Origin of the sequence: Segetibacter sp. (assembly GCF_025963695.1) — a bacterium.
In the GTDB taxonomy this organism is placed as follows: domain Bacteria; phylum Bacteroidota; class Bacteroidia; order Chitinophagales; family Chitinophagaceae; genus Segetibacter.
The window spans coordinates 16,019-33,909 of sequence record NZ_JAOQAH010000078.1 but is presented as its reverse complement, the minus strand read 5'-3'; the positions used below and the strand labels follow the sequence as shown (position 1 = coordinate 33,909).

General features: G+C 38.5%; 15 protein-coding genes. 7 read left to right on the top strand and 8 right to left on the bottom strand.

Annotation, left to right across the window (positions count from 1 at the left end):
• Positions 1 to 5: 5 nt before the first annotated feature.
• The 7 genes from JWR87_RS13330 to JWR87_RS13300 all read right to left on the bottom strand — a co-directional run bounded on the left by JWR87_RS13330 (position 6) and on the right by JWR87_RS13300 (position 9,113).
• The gene (locus JWR87_RS13330) at positions 6 to 878 is read right to left on the bottom strand and encodes an alpha-1,2-fucosyltransferase (protein ID WP_297820874.1); all 873 of its coding nucleotides are present in this window, start codon (positions 876 to 878) and stop codon (positions 6 to 8) included.
• 42 nt (positions 879 to 920) lie between these two features.
• A complete protein-coding gene (locus tag JWR87_RS13325) occupies positions 921 to 1,910 on the bottom strand; it encodes a hypothetical protein (RefSeq protein ID WP_297820872.1) in 990 nt (329 codons plus the stop codon).
• 7 nt (positions 1,911 to 1,917) lie between these two features.
• A complete protein-coding gene (locus JWR87_RS13320) occupies positions 1,918 to 3,354 on the bottom strand; it encodes an MOP flippase family protein (protein WP_297820870.1) in 1,437 nt (478 codons plus the stop codon).
• A gap of 38 nt (positions 3,355 to 3,392) precedes the next feature.
• Entirely contained in the window at positions 3,393 to 4,925 is a 1,533-nt protein-coding gene (locus JWR87_RS13315; protein WP_297820868.1) for an O-antigen ligase family protein, read from the bottom strand.
• Between the two features lie 173 nt (positions 4,926 to 5,098).
• Positions 5,099 to 6,256 carry a glycosyltransferase gene (locus JWR87_RS13310; RefSeq protein ID WP_297820866.1) on the bottom strand — a complete coding sequence of 386 codons (1,158 nt, stop codon included), beginning with the start codon at positions 6,254 to 6,256 and terminating at the stop codon, positions 5,099 to 5,101.
• Positions 6,253 to 8,439 (bottom strand): hypothetical protein, encoded by a 2,187-nt coding sequence (locus JWR87_RS13305; RefSeq protein ID WP_297820864.1) that lies wholly within the window; start codon positions 8,437 to 8,439, stop codon positions 6,253 to 6,255. Before JWR87_RS13305 ends, JWR87_RS13310 begins: the two co-directional genes overlap by 4 nt.
• Complete coding sequence (locus JWR87_RS13300) at positions 8,430 to 9,113, bottom strand: TolC family protein (RefSeq protein ID WP_297820862.1); 684 nt, start codon at positions 9,111 to 9,113, stop codon at positions 8,430 to 8,432. The genes JWR87_RS13305 and JWR87_RS13300 overlap by 10 nt, the downstream gene beginning before the upstream one ends.
• Before the next feature lie 207 nt (positions 9,114 to 9,320).
• On the opposite strand from JWR87_RS13300, the gene JWR87_RS13295 reads away from it, so the two are divergent.
• On the top strand, positions 9,321 to 9,956 hold the full coding sequence (locus JWR87_RS13295; RefSeq protein WP_297820860.1) for an acyltransferase: 636 nt from the start codon (positions 9,321 to 9,323) through the stop codon (positions 9,954 to 9,956).
• Between the two features lie 29 nt (positions 9,957 to 9,985).
• A complete protein-coding gene (locus tag JWR87_RS13290) occupies positions 9,986 to 10,771 on the top strand; it encodes a glycosyltransferase (protein ID WP_297820858.1) in 786 nt (261 codons plus the stop codon).
• Here JWR87_RS13290 and JWR87_RS13285 read toward each other — a convergent pair.
• A complete protein-coding gene (locus tag JWR87_RS13285; protein ID WP_297820856.1) occupies positions 10,768 to 11,394 on the bottom strand; it encodes a hypothetical protein in 627 nt (208 codons plus the stop codon). The genes JWR87_RS13290 and JWR87_RS13285 overlap by 4 nt on opposite strands.
• 432 nt (positions 11,395 to 11,826) lie before the next feature.
• Here JWR87_RS13285 and JWR87_RS13280 point away from each other — a divergent pair, with 432 nt between their 5' ends.
• From JWR87_RS13280 to JWR87_RS13260, 5 genes are all read left to right on the top strand, one after another.
• The gene (locus JWR87_RS13280; protein WP_297820854.1) at positions 11,827 to 12,927 is read left to right on the top strand and encodes an SDR family NAD(P)-dependent oxidoreductase; all 1,101 of its coding nucleotides are present in this window, start codon (positions 11,827 to 11,829) and stop codon (positions 12,925 to 12,927) included.
• 547 nt (positions 12,928 to 13,474) lie between these two features.
• Positions 13,475 to 14,878, top strand: coding sequence for a phage tail sheath C-terminal domain-containing protein (locus JWR87_RS13275; RefSeq protein ID WP_297820852.1), 1,404 nt, complete (start codon positions 13,475 to 13,477; stop codon positions 14,876 to 14,878).
• Positions 14,879 to 15,306: 428 nt separating this feature from the next.
• Complete coding sequence (locus JWR87_RS13270; RefSeq protein ID WP_297820850.1) at positions 15,307 to 15,864, top strand: hypothetical protein; 558 nt, start codon at positions 15,307 to 15,309, stop codon at positions 15,862 to 15,864.
• 28 nt (positions 15,865 to 15,892) lie between these two features.
• Positions 15,893 to 16,825: an outer membrane beta-barrel protein gene (locus JWR87_RS13265; RefSeq protein ID WP_297820849.1), complete on the top strand. Its 933-nt coding sequence runs from the start codon at positions 15,893 to 15,895 to the stop codon at positions 16,823 to 16,825.
• Between the two features lie 20 nt (positions 16,826 to 16,845).
• Positions 16,846 to 17,451 (top strand): hypothetical protein, encoded by a 606-nt coding sequence (locus JWR87_RS13260; protein WP_297820847.1) that lies wholly within the window; start codon positions 16,846 to 16,848, stop codon positions 17,449 to 17,451.
• Positions 17,452 to 17,891: the final 440 nt, after the last annotated feature.

The window sequence follows — 17,891 nt, the reverse complement described above, 5'->3', positions numbered from 1 at the left end:
ATCGTTTATAACGTTACCCATGAAGCTGGAATCAAATCTTTAGTGTTCCAATCAGGCTTATTTTTATACCAGCTTTTCGGAGAAATCACCATTTTGTTTTTATGGTTATTTAACCATGCTCCCCACCAGCTGAAAGAACTGTTGGCAATAATATGATGCTTGCAAAGGCTCATTAGTTGCAATTCTGTTACATCACTGTCTTCGCCCTCAATTTCAACGAATACATAGTGGTCATTTGAACTAAAGTGTTTCTTTACCCATTCTTTATCATCACTAAAAACAAAAAAAGTGGGGTTTTCGATTTTGCTTTTTAAGTGTTCAACTGCCTTATCGTAATAATCGAGACCGATAAAGCCGAAGCTTTTACTAAACTGCGGGTGACTAACGTAGTCGCCTCGCCTAACATGTATTGACACTGCATTTACTGCTTTATTAATCTCGTGTTTATAATGTTCGGCTTTCGTATTTGCAATACTTTTAAAGGTTAATTCACTTCTTATTGCTTCTGTACTGCCGGCAAAGTATTTTTCCGATTGCCAGAAGCCTTCCAGGGTTATACAAACTGAACTGCACCGCACAATCTCCGCATCATAATGAAAATGCTTTTCTTTCAGCAATGAAAAAAAAGGTTTAAAAGTTCTATTGGGAAATAATTTAGTTGCTTTAGAAAAATAGACAAGTGGGGAGGTGTTCAATACTTTATAATCAATATTGAAATGATGCAATTTAAAATTGCGTGCGGTATCGGTTTCGTAAGCCGAGTGATAATAACTTAAGTCAAAAAATAAAGGCGTGTTGCGATTTAAAGAAAGACTTTTTGCAACGGCATATTGAAAAAGCTGATTTCCTAATCCACTGGTAATTTTTGTAATGATCATTCTATACTTATTTGTAAGAATTAGCTACCTGCTCCTCTCTTATTAATATAATTCTTCCAAATATTTTAATACTTCCTCGCGATTTTTTGCATGCAGTATTGTGGCGCCGGACAGCGCAGGAAAAATTGTTTTATACTCATTGAAATGATGCTCCATCCCACCGGAAGGATTTGATAGAATTATATTTTTTCCACCAAAATAACTTGCTAAGGCCGCCGTACCACCATGCATGGATATGAACCGGTCGCAGTTAGCATAAACCATCAACTGCAAATGATTGAAGCTGTTGACTGTTGATTGGTAAGTGGTAAAAAGATCGTTCATAAGTAAAACCTCCGGATGCGTTTGCCGCAGCCAGGCGTGTTCATTAAGATCGAGTACTTCGCTGTTATCAGAGACGATTTGGGTTGATAAAGGCCTATTGTAAATGACCTGGTACCTGGACTTATACTTCGATACTATTTTATCAAGAAGTTCTATATCAAGATAATTGAGTGGAGGATTGCCCCACTCAACATTATATTTATTGGCGATAATCAGTATTGGTTTAGCGTAAACAAACTGATTATTTTTATAAAATTTTTTAAGCGGAACTCTTGCCCACTTTTTATAACTAAACGAGTTGCTGTGTGTCATGTTTGGTACACTGTAATAGTCGTAACCCGCCTCCCAAATACGTTCTGCATATCTTTCTTCATGATTTTCGCTGAAAAAATAAAACGCCTTTGTATGCTTACATGACACTGTTTTCTTAAGTGTTCCGTTTAGATGGTGCCAGTAGGCAAAAGGTAAAACATATCGCAACTCCTGGTCAAACTCTCCCTGGTAATCAGTTTCTTTATACTGTTTTCTTACTAAGTAATCTTTGACTATAAATTGAAGCTGATTAAGTCTGCAGAAATAATTATCTCTTATAAAATATCTTAGATCGTTGCGCATCCCTGGATATTTTATTAGTACAAAAGCATATAAAGATTTTAAGATTAGCCGTTGCATTATTCTTTGTTCTGGGTTTTGTAATCTGTTTTTCAAGTTTTTATTAAATCGCTTTTTTTAGTGCTTTAATTTCAGAAAACGAGATTTTATATATTAACGTTAATACTCCGTAAATTATTCCTCCAAGACAAACTTGAGTTATGGTGTTTACGATACCGGCATACCCTATAAACAATTTATAGGCATAAATTATCGCTACCATTAACAAACAGAAAAAGATGGGTTTCAAAAGATTTTTAAGGAAGGTGTTAATAAAGGCACCGATAAGATGTTGGACGATACAGAAATTAAGCACAAGGTTTATGAAAGTAGCAAGAAGGAAAGCCATCGCAATTCCTGTTACTCCCCAATATTTAGAAAAAACATACAGCAGTGGAAGCTTTACGGCAAGGGTAGCAAGATTTAAATAAAACAGCAGCTTTGGTTTTCCTCTCGTAAAAGCAAGGGTGTACAACGGATGACTCAGGCAGCTAAAAAAACTTATAAATACAAATATCTTTATCAACTCTATTGTTTGCCCCCATCCTGGTCCGTAAAATAATGGAACTACACTATCCGCGGTAATAAACAAGCCGGCCAATAGCGGCAGATTGATATACGATAAGAAGTCAAGTATTTTGAGATAGGAATTTTTAAGACCAGAAAGATTATCCTTCATTTTGGCCAATAACGGGTAAGTGACTTGTAAAACAATCGGATTTAATTTAGTAATTGGAAATACCGCGAGTTGAATTGCGATGGTATAATAACCAAGCATTTTAACACCTAAAACGCCGCCAATAATAATGTTGTCTGCATTTGATTGAATAAAGCCAATAAAGCCATCCGCTACATTGTAAACCCCAAATTGCAGATGCTCTTTTATTGAACGGATGTTGAAATAGATCTTAGGCACAAAATACTTTCTACCAATTATTATCTGCAATACAGTTCTTACCAGTTGCATACACAATTGTCCGTAAATAAGAGAAAGCGCTTCAAAGCCTGAATAAGCAAGTTTTATCGTAACTGTAGTACCAATAACAGCGCCTGCTATCTCAATAATAGCAACGGACTTAAACTGCAATTCTTTTTCCAATAAAAAATAATAAATCTGGCCAAAGTAAACAATAAGAAAATACGTTGAGGAAAGCTTAATAACCGAACCGAGTTTAGCTTCTTTATAATAAGCAATAATCAGCGGAGCACTAAAATAAATGGCAATAAAAATGACGACACCAAGAATGAGATTTAGAAAGTAAAGTGTCGACAGAACTTTGCGGTCCTGCTCCTGTTTGTAGATAATAGAATTAGAGAAGCCAAGATTGGTAAAAATATTAAAGAAAGCTATTATTAAGGTACTGATACTAACTACACCAAAAGCAGACGGGGACAAAAGCCTGGCAAGAATGGCAACCTGCATAAACTGAAACACAGTTGCTACCACAGTTGAAATTGTTATCCACTTACCTCCGTTTATTGCTTTGTTTTTATTACTCATAATTCATGCTACCCGCAATACTCAAATTGTTTATTCAATCAGCTTTTAGGTGTTTGGTAATTGCCAGGCATCTTTTGCGATGCAGTCTTCTCTTTGTCAATTCGGTATGTTACTGTTATTAATGCCGCAACTAAATAGAAGTAAATGTTTGTTGGAAACTGTACAAGCGCTTCCTGTGGAAAATTGCCTATGTTGAGTGCAAAAACAATCAAGGTCATGGCAAGACAATAACTTTTTAGTGCAGGATCTTTTATACGATAAAAGTTATTAACGCCTGTCTTAAGAATGGTAAATATTAAAAGGCAAAAGAGAAAAAGGCCTATCCACCCCATTTCTACGGCTACCCTTACGTACCCGCTATCAGGTGGAAAACTAGCGAGGTAAGATTTAGGCGCAAACTTTACTCCCCACACACCGGTTGAGCCCAGTCCTCCTCCCATTGGATGTGACAAAATGTATGGTTGAATTTTTTTCTGATTTTCTTTCCTCAAATTATATGACGCATCATTAGAAGGTTTAAATGCAGATTGAAAACGATATAAAGAAACATTTCCTGTAGGAACAAAAACGAGGCATACAAAGAAGACGGCCCCAAACACCGTTGCCACCATTATAATTTTAGAGAATTTTAAAATTGCAAATAAAAGCAGTGATGCTGGTATAAGTACGTAAGCGCCTCGTGTACCAGAAAAGACCATTGCGTACAGAAAGAGACCGGCTAAAACCAAGAGTGCTGCTTTCTTCCAAAGCTTTAGCGGCCCGGTTATAAGAGCAATACATAGCAAGCTGCTTGCTGCCATGTTATAAGAAAATGTAACAGGATCAGAAAAAATGGAAAACTTGCGCCAGACACCATCAATAAACAATAAAGAGGCGACAAGAGGGTCTGAATAAAGGTACTCTTCTTCAACAGCAGAAAATCCTATAAATTCTTGTTTGAGCGCGTATAAAGCAGCAATAACAGATAGTGCAATCCAGAGTTTTAAAATAACTTTTATAAAAGAAACGGTACGAATATTATAGAGGAAAATAAAATAGAGAAACATAACCAGCCCAACCGAACGCACCGTGTATACCCATGCTAAAGTTGATTCCGATGATGGATTTAAGACTTGAAGAAAGTTATAGCAAATCCATATAAGGATAAGAATGGAGGTAGGCCCTTTAACCATCTTCCAGTTCTTCTCTCTTTTAACCCGAATAAAAAAACCAAGAATAAATAAAGCCTCTAAACCATCAACAGCAGTGCCTAGCGGAACGTCTTTTACATATTTTAAAATGAACATGAGAAAGTACGCCAGCACCAGCAAAAATATAATGCCGAAGCTTGGATAAGTAACAATTGCGTATATAAAAGGTAAACCTATCACTGCAGCTATAAATAATACCCCGCCAATTACGCCCAAATAGGCAACCGCTGAAGAAGCAATGGCTGCAGCTGCGATAAACAATAAAAAAGCGATTGCCTTATTGTTTTTTAAACCTGCTATAAACCGTCTTTCCCGCGGGAAAGTCTTAGCAGTAACTGGTTGGTTTCGGCCGTTATTTAATATAATTTCAACTTCTTTCATTAAAAGAAAAGTATCTTAAAGAAGAAAATAAAAACACTAATAAACACCACCAAAAGTGCCACTGGTCTTGTGAGGCCTTCTACCCACACATCTTGTTCTTCAGGCGATTTTTTGTTTTTATTATTCGGTAAAATCATGATTTAATTTTTTGTTGAAATTCCCCTTCGATTTGTCTACGTGTAATCGTGTCGCGTTGCAACAGAAATCTTATTCGCTTTCGAGGATTTACATAAAGACAGCAGCTGGAGAAACATAAATTTTGGAATGCCTGTGAGTGCACTATAAATTCTTTTATCAGTTTTTGTTTTTACCAGGGCAATTAAAAATCCTGCTACAAACAATAAAATAGCGACTACCCAAAGTACTACCGCTAAGGGGGAAATGAATATGTTTACACCGAGACAAACGAGTGCTAATAAAAGGAAAATAAAGAGAGGTGGCCGCAGCAGAATTAAGCCGAATAAGAATTGATTTACAGACTGGCTTTTTACTCCTTTTGCAACCAAACTGAAGCCATAAGAAAAGTATTTAAACCAGGTATTAATCCATCGTGCCCGTTGCTTAACCAGTTGGTCTGCCCGCGCGGTTTTTTCGTCGTACACGTGTGCATTTTCTGCAAATGCTATTCGTTCGCCGCGTTTCACAATTTCATATTGCAACACTTTATCAAAGCCTGCGCCTGTTATATCTAAATGTTCTAAACAGTGCTTGTAAAGCTCGGTTGTAAAGGCCATGCCCGAGCCGGCAAGCGTGGCTGAAGAGCCTACTCCAAATAACAATTTGCCGTCATAAAAATGATAGTACACATCTCTTGCTGCATCCAGGCAGGCGTAAGTTGTGTTTAAGTTTTTGGCTTCCCTTACCCCCTGCACAGCCAGATACCCCCTTTCGAAGAACTTATTCAGCTCTTGTAAATACCCGGGGCCTACCAGGTTATCACTGTCTATTATCGTGAGCCTTTCATGCTTTCTTACAAATCTGTGTATTGCGTAAAAATGAGATCTCGTATTGCTTCCTAAAGTAGTTTCAGGGCATAAAAGAACAACTTTAGGATCATCGAAAACCAAATCAGAAATATCGCAATTGTCAGCCACTACGTAAATTAAATAGTTGCTATAATTGATATTTAAAATTGAATGAACAGACTGTTGCAGCAAATGTGTCTGCTCATATGCAGTTACAATAATGGCATAATCTGCTTCACGAGGGCGCTTTGGTAAAGCTTCTTTTTTTTTTGTGAAAAAGAAAATTACGTAAAGCAGTAAGGGTATTGCCAGGTTATATCCTATTGCAACTTGCAGTATTAACCAAACCACTTCGATCACTCTCACACAATTGCTGTTTTAACTTTCTTACGCTTTACCGTCCCACTTTTACTATTTACAACTTTATTAAGCACCCATCCGGTAAGCTTGCCATTTAAACTGGTTAAATAATCTATTTCCCCGTTATTGCTATGGCTAATAGTTCTTGTTGCCTCAAAAACAGGCACCACCTTGTCAGCAAACATGATCCATTCTTTGGCTTTATTTAGTTTGTTTAATGAAGGGGTTTCAATGAGAATTACATCAAATAAGCTGTTAAGTGTATTTATTTTATCTGCTACAGTTTTCTGGTTGGTCAGCTCAAGCAAAGAAAGATCACTACCCTTATTTCCCATTATTGTCAAATTATTTTCGCTATCAAAAACACAAGTACTAACATCATCAGAAAGTAAGTAGTCTTCAATATAAAATGTTGGTTTTACAGTTTCTGTTATTTCAGGTTGATCGAAATTGCCATCAATAAGCAAAACTTTTTTATTTATTATAGTATATGCATACGCAAGATTTAAAGCAAAAAATGTTTTGCCTTCATCTGCTTGCAGGCTTGTAATAGCTATTACTTTCTTGTTGCCTAGATTACTATCCAACTCAAACCTCAAACTACTAAGCAAGCTTTTAAAATATTGGAGATCGCTTGTTTCGTTCGCATTCTTCCAGAGATCTTTTAAATTAATCTTGTTGTTTTTAAGTTGGTTTAAAAATCCTAAGACTGGTTGCTTGGTTCTATTCGCAAGCTCGTAACTGTCGTTTATAGAATTATCAAGAAAATATAGAACGAACAGTACGGTGAGGCAAAAGATGAAGCTAATAATACCCGCTAAAATGACCAGCAACATTTTTTTAGATGGCTTTGGTGTACCAGGCAATGCTTCTTCAACTTGTTTTAGCCTTACTGTAAAACTTGCATCCATACGGGCCTGCTCATATTTTTTAGATAACTCCGTATACTCTGTTGTAGCTAAGTCTATCTCATCTTGCGTGCGTTTTATAGTTGCCTGGTAGGGTACAAGCGAGTACAGCCGGCTGTTTAGCCTCTTCAACTCGCTGCCAAGTGAAGACGTACTATTTTTTGCAAGTTCAAGAGAAACTTCGAGGTTAAGCTTTTGAGATACCAGGTCTTGCTTCGATGAAGCAGGGTTGTAGCTATAATTGTCATTTACTTTATTAATTTGGTACGAAAGCACGGACTGCAATGAGTCTACCTTTGCTTTATACTTAGAGTCGAAACCACTTTTAATAAATTCGTTATTAACAGTAGTTAAACGACTCTTGGTAACGAGAATGTCCTGGTTTAAATTAGCTACACTACTTTCGAAAAACTTTCTGTCGTTGGGATTAAACCTGTTATCAATATTTTTCAACGCACCCCTATAAGAACTTATGTTTTTTTCTGCATCCTGCTTCTTTGTTTCAAAGTCGGCAATTTGTGCAATTAAAGTGCTTGCCTGGTTATTTACATCCAGAATGCCGTTCCTTACTTTATAGTCCCGTAGGTACGCCGTTTTTTGCTGGAGTAGGGCCTGCTTATGTTGGAGAAGACTGTCTAAAAACTCAACAGATTTACGGTTGTTATCACTTACGGTTGCGGTATAGTAAGCAATTGTTTCTTTGCAAAGTGTATTAAGAACAAAAGCGGAAAGACGCTGCTCTTCAGCTTCATAATTTAAATCAATAAAGTCACTGTTGTTAACCCTTAAAATAGTTAAGTCTGCAAGCAACGACTCATTGTCGTACCTGGCAGACGACAGTAACTGGTATAGTTTGTATTCCTGCGGATTGTCTAGAGAAAGTCCTTCACGACTGTTGTATTTCTTAGTGAGAATTTCAATAGCGAGTTTTTTTTCCCTTACGCTCAGGGCGCTCCAAAAGCCACGTAAAGTTCGAAATGGTATATCTGTAGAAAGATCGTGTAAAGCCAGTTTGTACGAGACCTGGTTTAAAACCTTTTTCAAACTCATTGTCTGGATAATATTACCAAACTCCTGGTTTACCTGCACTTCAGGAACGTTTTTTCCATTCATTAAGGCGGTAGATCCGTCGATAATGCCTGTAGCAATACGGGCCCGGGAGGTGTAAGCATCAGGCGAGTTTCTGACAAGAAAGTGAGTAATAACAACCGCGATTATTGGAACAACAACAAGTGCTATTTTATGCCTTAAAAGAACTTTTAAAAAATTTTCTATTGCCATTGTTTTACCGATTCTAGCGTGTTTCCAATTAATTCCTCCAGCCTTGCCTTTGCGATAAATACTTCTGCTTCGGCTGCTACCTTGGCTTGATTCTGATTGGTAAATGCGATTAAAGCGGCAGAATAATTGCCGAAGGTTTCCTCACCTTTTTGAAACTTGTTGCGTACTGCTACTAAAATGCTTTGCACATCAATCTCGGCCTGCGCCACTAGCTTAAGCGTAGACAATGATTGTATATACCTGAAATAACGTTCTTTCACTGTCGCCTCAAGTAAATACGTATACTCATCTTTTTGCAGCCATGAAATCTCCAATTCTTTTTTTGCTATTCTAACCTGCGAGGGTTTTTGAAGCAAGTTGCCAATGTTAATACCTACGCCCACCTGGTAACCATTAAGTAAAGAGGGATTTATTAAAGTAGTAGTATTCTTAGGGCTGTATAAGTAAGACAGGTTTAAAACATCAAGTAGTGAAGCTTTTGATCTTTTTACATTCAGTTCAGCTATGTTTATCTGTGCTTCAAATACCTTCATTCGGGCGTAATATCCTTTTGAAATTCGAATCAGCGTGTCTAGGTAGGGATAGGAGATTTCCTTTAACATAGTTTCCTGTGCTTCAACTTTTGTAAAGACGGAAAAGAATAGAATGAAAATGATTAAGATTAAACGATACATACTTCGATTTCAATAAATAGTAATTCTCTAAAATTTGAATGCTAGTATGATGACAATAAGGCGAAATATGATGCAGCCGTTTTCAAAAGATTTTGCCGGGCAAACTGCAACTATTTGTACCTGCTTGTAATCAATAGATTGCTATAACGGTTTTAAGCTTCTTTTATTTCGTATCGAAACCGTGTACATTAATAACACAGCGGAACAATGAATATTGATTTTTTAAAAAGTAATAAGAGCCTTAAAAAGATTGTTCACCGGCTTTTAATAGCGAAAAACGAAGCAAGGCCAAGGCTATGGGTAAGCTGGTTTGTTAACCCCTTTTTTCATACACATAAAAGAGGCGCTATAATAAGAAGAAGGGTAAGGTTGGATGTAGTGCCCTTTAATCATTTTGAAATTGGCAAAGCCTCTGTAATTGAAGATTTTTCGACAATTAATAATGGGGTAGGCGATGTGGTAATAGGGGATAATACTTTAATTGGATTAGGCAATGTAATTATAGGGCCGGTACAAATAGGCAGCAATATTATTTTGGCTCAGAATGTTGTGATTAGTGGATTGAATCATCAGTACCAGGACGTCGTCTTGCCCATCCGGTGCCAGGGCATAACGACAAGAAAAATAATTATAGAGGATGATTGCTGGATTGGTGCAAACAGCGTTATAACGGCAGGCGTAATTATTGGCAAACATTCAGTGATCGCTGCAGGATCTGTAGTTACCAAAAATATTCCTTCTTATTGTGTGGCAGCAGGAAATCCGGCTAAAGTAATTAAACAACACAACTTTGAAACAAACGAATGGAGTAGTGCCATCCCTCTAAAGCCATTTACTCTTTAATCGTTATTCAGACAGCAATATATCACTCTATGTCTACTATAAACTACTCTTTTCCAGATGTTACATTACTTATAACTCATTATAACAGGAGTAGTTCTTTAGAGCGTTTATTATTTGCTTTTAAGGAACAGCAGTGCAAATTTGGAGATATTGTAGTGTCGGACGACGGCAGTTTGCCAGAACACCTGGATGCCGTTAAGAAATTAGAAAAACAATATCTTTTCCAGCTTATTACCACACCGGAAAATAAGGGATTGGGAAATAATATTAATAAAGGGCAAGATGCGGTTAAAACACTTTATACCCTCTATGTGCAAGAAGACTTTGTACCTACGTCTGCCTTCGCCACACATTTTGAAGACGCCATAAATATAATGAGTACGGACAGCAGGTGGGATATGATTAGGTTTTATGCATATTTGCCTTACCCGTATTTAAAGCCTTTTAACAGAGGATTTTCAGAAATGGTATATAACCGGTGGGGATTAAAAACAATGAAATTGCACTATTATAGCGATCATCCTCATTTAAGAAAAAGCAACTTTTTTGCGAAGTTCGGGCGTTATTCCGAGACCTTAAATTCGAGGAAAACAGAGTATGCAAAGTGTGTTTCCTTTATTCAAAAAAAAGGAAAAGGATTATTTTTTGATGAGTTTAAAAGCTTGTTTATCCAGCAAAACTCGTCAACTGAACCAAGCACCTGGAAGGAGAAACCGTGGAGAACAAGTAGCAACCCGATCATAATATTGATAAGAAATATTTATAGGCAGGTAAAATATAATTATGATGTAAACTTTAAAAAGTTACCAGGCTAATTCTTCTTATACTCTTTCAACTGAACAACATACGTTTTCTTTCCTTTTTTTTCCTTGTAAGAAAGGATCTTTCCCAGTTTAATATATCTTATTAGTAGTGCACTAGAGGCGGCACTGGGCTTTTTACTATCAAGGGTTATAGTCTTTTTGACATTGCTTTTTTCAGTCGCAGATAATAAAGCAGGCGTGCTGATTAGTTCGGCTTCTTTTTCTTTAAAAGCTACCGAAGCAATGATTTCAGATTGTTTCAGTTTTATATTTTCTGCCTTTAGATAAATATGCTCTGTTCCTTTAAAGTAGTAAATTTTGCCAGTTACGCAAGCATCTTTGTATTGTAAGCTGTCGACCGATAGGTAGGGCAGAGTTCCGTCTTCTGTAGCTATCACTACATCCAGGTGTTGTGTTACGTTTCCCAGGTTCACTAAAATAGGCTTATCCTTTACATTATACAGGTGCTTGACACTTATAATTGTACCACATACCGACACTATCTCCCCAATATGTTTGTTTGCCTCCTTCAACTCGGTGCGGGTTTGTGCCAAAGTTGAAAAAGAACTTGCAATAGCAACAGGAAGAAGTACACTTATTATTCTTATATGCAGAAATCCCATGGTAATTATCATTGCTTTAATAAGGAAAAACATTTAAAATAACCCATAGCCTTAAACGACTGAGATTAGTTATAATTGTGTGAAGGATAGAAGGACCATTAAGTTGCATCTTCTAAAACTTTGTGTTCTTTATCACAGATCGGTAGAAAATGGAATAAGTAAGTGCAATGTTAGTATGAGTTTTTAAAATGCGAATACCAGAAACGCCGGGTTTAATTACTGAATCAGTTTAAGGATCAGCGAAATTTGTAAAAGCGGTGAGAGAACAACTGCGACCGTTTCGGTAAGAAGGGGAAAGACAACGAAAAGAATAGATAGGCGGTGCTCATCGGTTGCTATCCATTTTTTGTAATGTTTTGACCATATGGCAAAAACTGTAATGGCATTCTTTTTATATATATTCTTTTTATAATTTTTAGTTCATCCAATAATCTAAAAAGACTTATGAGAAGGGTTACATTACTAAACAGCAATAACGACTGTGTCTCTCCTGATAGAACAACATTTATCAACCAATTAGTACTTCTGCTTCAGAACAATCAATTCTACTTACTATTACTATTGGGGTTTCTAATGACTGGTTGTTCAACCTCAAGACTTAGTTCAGGCGCACAACGAAAAACTGCAGGTAAAACATTTGTGATAGTTGGTGCTTCAAGTGGCTTTGGTCGCGGTGTGGCAGAAAAGCTGGGAGAATATAAAGCCAACGTAGTGTTAGCTGCGCGACGAACAGACTTACTGGAAGAAGTAGCTGCTAAGGTTAGGGCTAATGGAGGAACAGCGCTGGTGGTTACTATGGATATAAGTAAGCCTGAAGACGTTCAACGATTAAGAGATTCTGCGCTTAAGCAGTTTGCAGATATTGATGTATGGATAAACATGGCAGGTGTTGGAGCAATTGGGCGTTTTTGGGAAATCCCAATCGAAGAACAGGCACGAATGGTCGATGTCAACCTGAAAGGTTTTATTTATGGCAGTCACGCCGCCATAAACCAGTTTAGGAAACAGGGTTATGGCGTACTTATAAATATGGGTTCTATTGAAAGTGAAAATCCATTGGCTTACCATGCATCGTATGCTGCTACCAAAGGTGGCGTGTTAAATTTAGGCGAAGCCATTAACCAGGAACTAAGATTGAACGGATACAAAAGCATAAAGGTGGTAACTGTTGAACCGTGGGCTTTCGATACCCCCTTCTGGCGCCATGCTGCAAATTATAGTGGCGGCACTCCACGCATGGCCGCAATGGACAATCCTGATAAAGTAGTGAATGCAGTTATCTGGTCATCACTGCATCCACGAAAGGAACTAGCCGTTGCCACAAAGGCGAAGCTTACAAGGTTCTTCCATCACTTGTTCCCACATACAACAGAAAGAATGTCGGCCAACATTGTTCATAGGTATCAAATAAAAACGGCACCACCAATGCAATCAACTTCAGGTGCAGTATTTACACCAATGGAAAGCGGCAGGGGTGTTGATGATGGCGTACGCGCAAGAATGAAGGAAGAAAAAAAGCAACGTAAAATGCAAAACAAACAATAGTATTTCTGATTTTTTTTAGTTTACCAGCAGTTGTTTTTCAAGCTGTCTCCGGTTGTGTCACTCCCTGTACTTGCATATTTTTATTCGCCTTTTCACCATTCGTCCATTATTCTAATTATTGTTTTTTCCAGACATTCATTGCATTGGTTCGGATAAAGAAATTCTACTGATCAAAAGTTGACAGTCCAAATATTTTGATGCAAGCAGTTATTACTGAACTGTAGTTGAAGAACCAGCGCTTTACAAAGGCAACCATTTCAGAGATGGTTGTGAGCTGGTAGAAATTTCAAACTTAATACCCCCGACTTCCTGTTGCTTTGGTATGAACGAAGGGCAAGAATTATTCATCTTTTGCCCAATATGAGAAAAGCCCACCTATTTTGTTTATCCTTACTACCGATCTGCAATTACCGATAGGAAAATGTTTTTAGAGACTGGCAACACGAAACTGGCTTTAAAGAACTTGCTTTTTTGAACAGTTCTTTCCAAATCCACAAGAAAGTGCTAAGGCAGAAGAAGGACCAGTTATAAACCAGAAATTATATTTATGGCAGAAGCTACAATCCCCGGAGTACTTATCAATGAAATGGCAGCGCTTCCACCTTTTATTACCTCGGTTGAAACTGCCATTCCCGCCTTCGTTGGCTACACGCAGAAGGCTGAAAATAGAAAGCCCGGCGATTTATTGTTTAAACCCCTTCTTATAAAATCACTGCCAGAATATCAGCAGTACTTCGGCCTTACTATACCTGAAACAACTATCCAGGTAATTATAGATGCAACCCGGCCAGGCCAGGTAGACGCAAAAGGTAAAGTGGTTAAGCCGTCCAAATTTTTGATGTATTATTCCCTTCAAATGTTCTTCGCGAATGGGGGTGGAGCTTGCTACATAATATCGGTTGGAAGTGTTAAAACGAGAGGTGGAATATCACTGGTGAGTTTGACAAAGGGTTTGAACAAAATAGCCAAAGTAACTGGGGTAACACTTGTAGTTTTTCCGGATTCCTTAAACATTGCTTCGGCCGGAGACTACTACATGTTACATAAAAAAGCGATGGAGCAGGCTGCTGAATCAAAGGATAGATTTGTAGTGATGGACGTATGGGTGAAACCAGACGATGTTACTTTTGATCCCATTAAAACATTTCGCGACTTCGATTTCGGCGAAAGTAACATAAGAAAATACGCTGCCATTTACTACCCCGGAATATTTACTACTATTCAATATCATTATGACCCCGAAGGAAGCAGCGTAAAAATAATTGGTAAAGGTGATCGTACTCTTAACGGCAGTTTGCTTCAATTAAAAAGCAAAAGCCCATCCCATTTCGTAGTTGCAACAAATGCAATAAGCGGCATACATATGCCGCTACCTGCGTCGTGTGCCATTGTTGGAAAGTATGCAGAAATCGATCATTCGAGAGGTGTATGGAGCCCTCCTGCTAACGTTGGGATATCTTTGGCTGTTAATCCTGAAATCAATCTAAGCATTCGGGAACAGGAGGACCTTAACGTGGACCCAATTGGAGGGAAGTCGGTAAATGTTATTCGTAGTCTTCCTGGCCGTGGTAATGCTATTATTTGGGGTGCGCGAACCATGGCGGGTAACGATACAGAATGGCGATATATTTCTGTTCAAAGATTTTTTAGCATGGTCGAAAAATCACTTGAAAGTGCAACGGCTCAGGTTGTTTTTCTGCCGAATGACGCCAATACATGGCAGAGAATTAGATCAATGATAGAAGATTATCTTACACAACTTTGGAAGGCTGGCGCTTTAACGGGCGTTAAAACGCAGGAAGCTTTTTATCTTAAAGTGGGACTGAATCAAACGATGACAGCAAGCGATTTACTTGAAGGCCGAATGATAGTTGAAATAGGATTAGCGGCTCTCCGTCCTGGTGAATTTATACTCCTTAGATTTTTGTATATGATGATTGCTCCCTCGTAGTACTTAGCCTCATTTATACGAGGGGTCAACCGCACTTCGCGCTGCAAGATTGGTACTTTCTTACCATATCAAAAACATGATCAAGTGTAACGATATTTTGTTGGCGACGTACTTGCGTTAATGGTTCTGGAGCTGCGACTACCGGTAGTAATATTGTTAGAAAGAAGAATTTCTTTTTGTACCCGGCCATTTGATCTCCATTAAACATCAGTTGAGCCGCATGCTTATGTGCTTGGCCCAGCTTTTATTTAGCCTGCGAAGCGTACCAGGGTTCATACCTGAAGATGGCTGCAATTCCTGGCGAGGTAACATGGCATACTTTTTTTACCGGTAGCGCTTTCACCAATCTTATTCGTTCAACTTACCCCTGTTAAAATTCTGAATTAAAGCCTTCACTAATTGGATGAATGGTAATGCAATATTTTTTTATGAAAAACAAGTACCCCTTTCTGCTATTTAGCTTTATAATTTTGATTGCATCGTGTTCTCCTGATGTTGTTACTGTAGAGGTAATTAGAAATCCTTCAGTTAGTTTTGATTACAACACTTCACCGTGGAAAAGCAGTTCTTACTCGTTTACCGCCCCGGCAAGAGTGGTAGTGTACCCCGGAGATACTACCCAGCCCGGTAAGTTTTATAACAGACTTACTATGCAGGCATTTGGAAAAGATGCTGCCAACAACGATCTGCAACTCATTGTTTCATTCGATGCTGTTGACGCAAACGTGCTTGTTGGCGCTTACACACCTGATCACAATACCCAACGAGGACTTGCAAATGTGCAGCTATACAATTTAAGCAATAGCAACAATTTAATGGCTTACCAGTTATGTGCCGATCCTGGATTATCTGTCTTAACTATCAAACGGCAAAGCCAGGCAGAGCGACTGGTGTCCGGTAGCTTCCGGTTTACATTATGCAATGTAAGAGATACCACTCAAAAGATAATTCTCGCTAATGGAATGATTACTGATATCAGATATTAACCTATTTACCCAGTCACAACAACTTATAATGAAAAGAATTTTTACCCTGGTTCTCATTTTTATTGTTTTCCTGCTAAGTTTTGCAGCACGTACCTATGCACAAACTCCTGACACCAGCCGCCCCACAGTTCCCTCGCCACCTGCGAATGCTGCATTCGATGTAATCATTAAAAAGAACGGTGATATAGTATACGGTTTAGTTAAAGAAGTAAACCTCGAGTTTATAATTTATCAGCGTACTGATATACCAGATGGACCTTTCTATACCATACGTCGCGGTGAGGTTTATGCTATCAGCTATCGTAACCAGGTAAAGGATATATTAGCTCCTATCAACATCCCGCCAGGTACTCCAATAGTTGACCCCCGACTGGTGCCTGACTACAACGACTACGACTATAAACTAACACGCGACCGGCTGTTTAGAAATGGAGTAATGCGCGTAGGTCTCGGATTTTTAAGAAGTTATTCCAAGGTAAAAGATGCAAGTCAATATGCTACTTCCGGGTCTTTCCCAACGGTTAGCATAGCTTATGACGCCCGGTACAACAGCACTTTAAGAGTAGGTATTCTGGCAGCTATAGGATCGCACAAGTTCAATACTGATAGGCTCAGTTTGTACGACAGTACTCAAAGCAGCATAAAAATAAAGGAAAACATCTTTAATATTTACCTCTATGGCAGGTACGAGGTGGTCGCTGGTTCGCGTAGTGCACTCCGGCCCTATATTACATTTGGCATCGGTTTAAACTCTGCACACATTACGTCCGAGTCAACCGTTAGCTTTCTTAACAATTCCGATCAGCTGTTACTTATTAAGTCCGGAACCAGGGCGGCAGGCATTGGTTTTATGGGAAGGGCGGGAGCAGACTACTACTTCAATAACCAGGTAAGTGTATTCGCAGATGCAGGCTTTGGTGCCTCTGTTTTGAATGTCGGTGTATCGTTTAAAGTTAATTGATAATAAAAAAAGCGAAAAATATGAAAAAGTACATGGTACTAGTTGTGGTAATGTGCGCTGGTGTGGTATCAGTAAAAGCACAGGATTATGATGGTAGTGTTTTGGCAGTTGGGCTCGGTGCTTCAGCTAATTATTACTATGGGCCCGGTGACCAGAATATTGGCAGTTTTACAAACGATCGTTTAAACTGGTCGGCCAATGGAATGTTAGGATTTGTTATAGGCCACGATAATGCGGGGCGTCGTTCTATTCTTGGCGGTTTTGGTAACCTCGGTTTCAACAAAGCAGGTACAGTAAGCCAGATGTTAAGAGATCAGGGATACATAACCACCGCTACAAGCCAGGACAATACCAATAATGCTTTTCAAATTGAGGGCGGATTGTTGATTTTAGATGTATTAAGGGTTAGTACAGGTATTGGTCAGCAAAACTTTACCAGCCAAAACTTACTATCCGGAACCAATATTAAACTAAATGAAAGGTCTCTTAAATACAATTCCTCAACAGTAGGTTTAAACTTTAAGCTCAGCCTCATTTCCATATCGGTTAACTGCAACTTCCTCTACGGCAAGGATTTTAATAGAACAGTGCTAAATCCTTATGCTGGTCTTATGCTGCACCTGTAAGCCTTTTTAACCGAAAAGCGTTAAGATCTGTTTTGGATAGCTGAACTGAAGCTGCAGCGAACATTGTTGTACAAGAGTGCGACGCAACGATGCTGCCTGAAGCTCTGATGTCGGTAACCCTACAGGCTCTCTTTTAAAAGGACTTGAAACGAGGGGGTGAAACCTCATAAGGAGAGAGAATTGCGTTATGTGTATTAAAGGTCAATTGTCTATACAAAGAGGCTATCTAAAAAAGGGCACTCTTGTTTTTTGCCTGCTAAATGATCAAGCTATTAAGATGCTAAGGGGTACCGCGCCCTGTGGTAGATCTGCAAAAGATGAATAAGCAATAACTGTGATTTTGCATTGAATTAATGGCTGAAACAGGCAGAGCCCTTTATAGTTGAGGTTATCTTGCTATTACTCTGCTACGTTTTCTCTTAGCGCATTCCCACAACTCT

Coding starts and splice junctions, on each gene's coding strand:
- JWR87_RS13320 (WP_297820870.1), bottom strand. CDS start 3,354: ATGAGTAATAAAAACAAAGCAATAAACGGAGGTAAGTGGATAACAATT.
- JWR87_RS13290 (WP_297820858.1), top strand. CDS start 9,986: ATGTCTACTATAAACTACTCTTTTCCAGATGTTACATTACTTATAACT.
- JWR87_RS13330 (WP_297820874.1), bottom strand. CDS start 878: ATGATCATTACAAAAATTACCAGTGGATTAGGAAATCAGCTTTTTCAA.
- JWR87_RS13260 (WP_297820847.1), top strand. CDS start 16,846: ATGAAAAAGTACATGGTACTAGTTGTGGTAATGTGCGCTGGTGTGGTA.
- JWR87_RS13270 (WP_297820850.1), top strand. CDS start 15,307: ATGAAAAACAAGTACCCCTTTCTGCTATTTAGCTTTATAATTTTGATT.
- JWR87_RS13305 (WP_297820864.1), bottom strand. CDS start 8,439: ATGGCAATAGAAAATTTTTTAAAAGTTCTTTTAAGGCATAAAATAGCA.
- JWR87_RS13315 (WP_297820868.1), bottom strand. CDS start 4,925: ATGAAAGAAGTTGAAATTATATTAAATAACGGCCGAAACCAACCAGTT.
- JWR87_RS13275 (WP_297820852.1), top strand. CDS start 13,475: ATGGCAGAAGCTACAATCCCCGGAGTACTTATCAATGAAATGGCAGCG.
- JWR87_RS13280 (WP_297820854.1), top strand. CDS start 11,827: ATGAGAAGGGTTACATTACTAAACAGCAATAACGACTGTGTCTCTCCT.
- JWR87_RS13265 (WP_297820849.1), top strand. CDS start 15,893: ATGAAAAGAATTTTTACCCTGGTTCTCATTTTTATTGTTTTCCTGCTA.
- JWR87_RS13295 (WP_297820860.1), top strand. CDS start 9,321: ATGAATATTGATTTTTTAAAAAGTAATAAGAGCCTTAAAAAGATTGTT.
- JWR87_RS13285 (WP_297820856.1), bottom strand. CDS start 11,394: ATGATAATTACCATGGGATTTCTGCATATAAGAATAATAAGTGTACTT.
- JWR87_RS13300 (WP_297820862.1), bottom strand. CDS start 9,113: ATGTATCGTTTAATCTTAATCATTTTCATTCTATTCTTTTCCGTCTTT.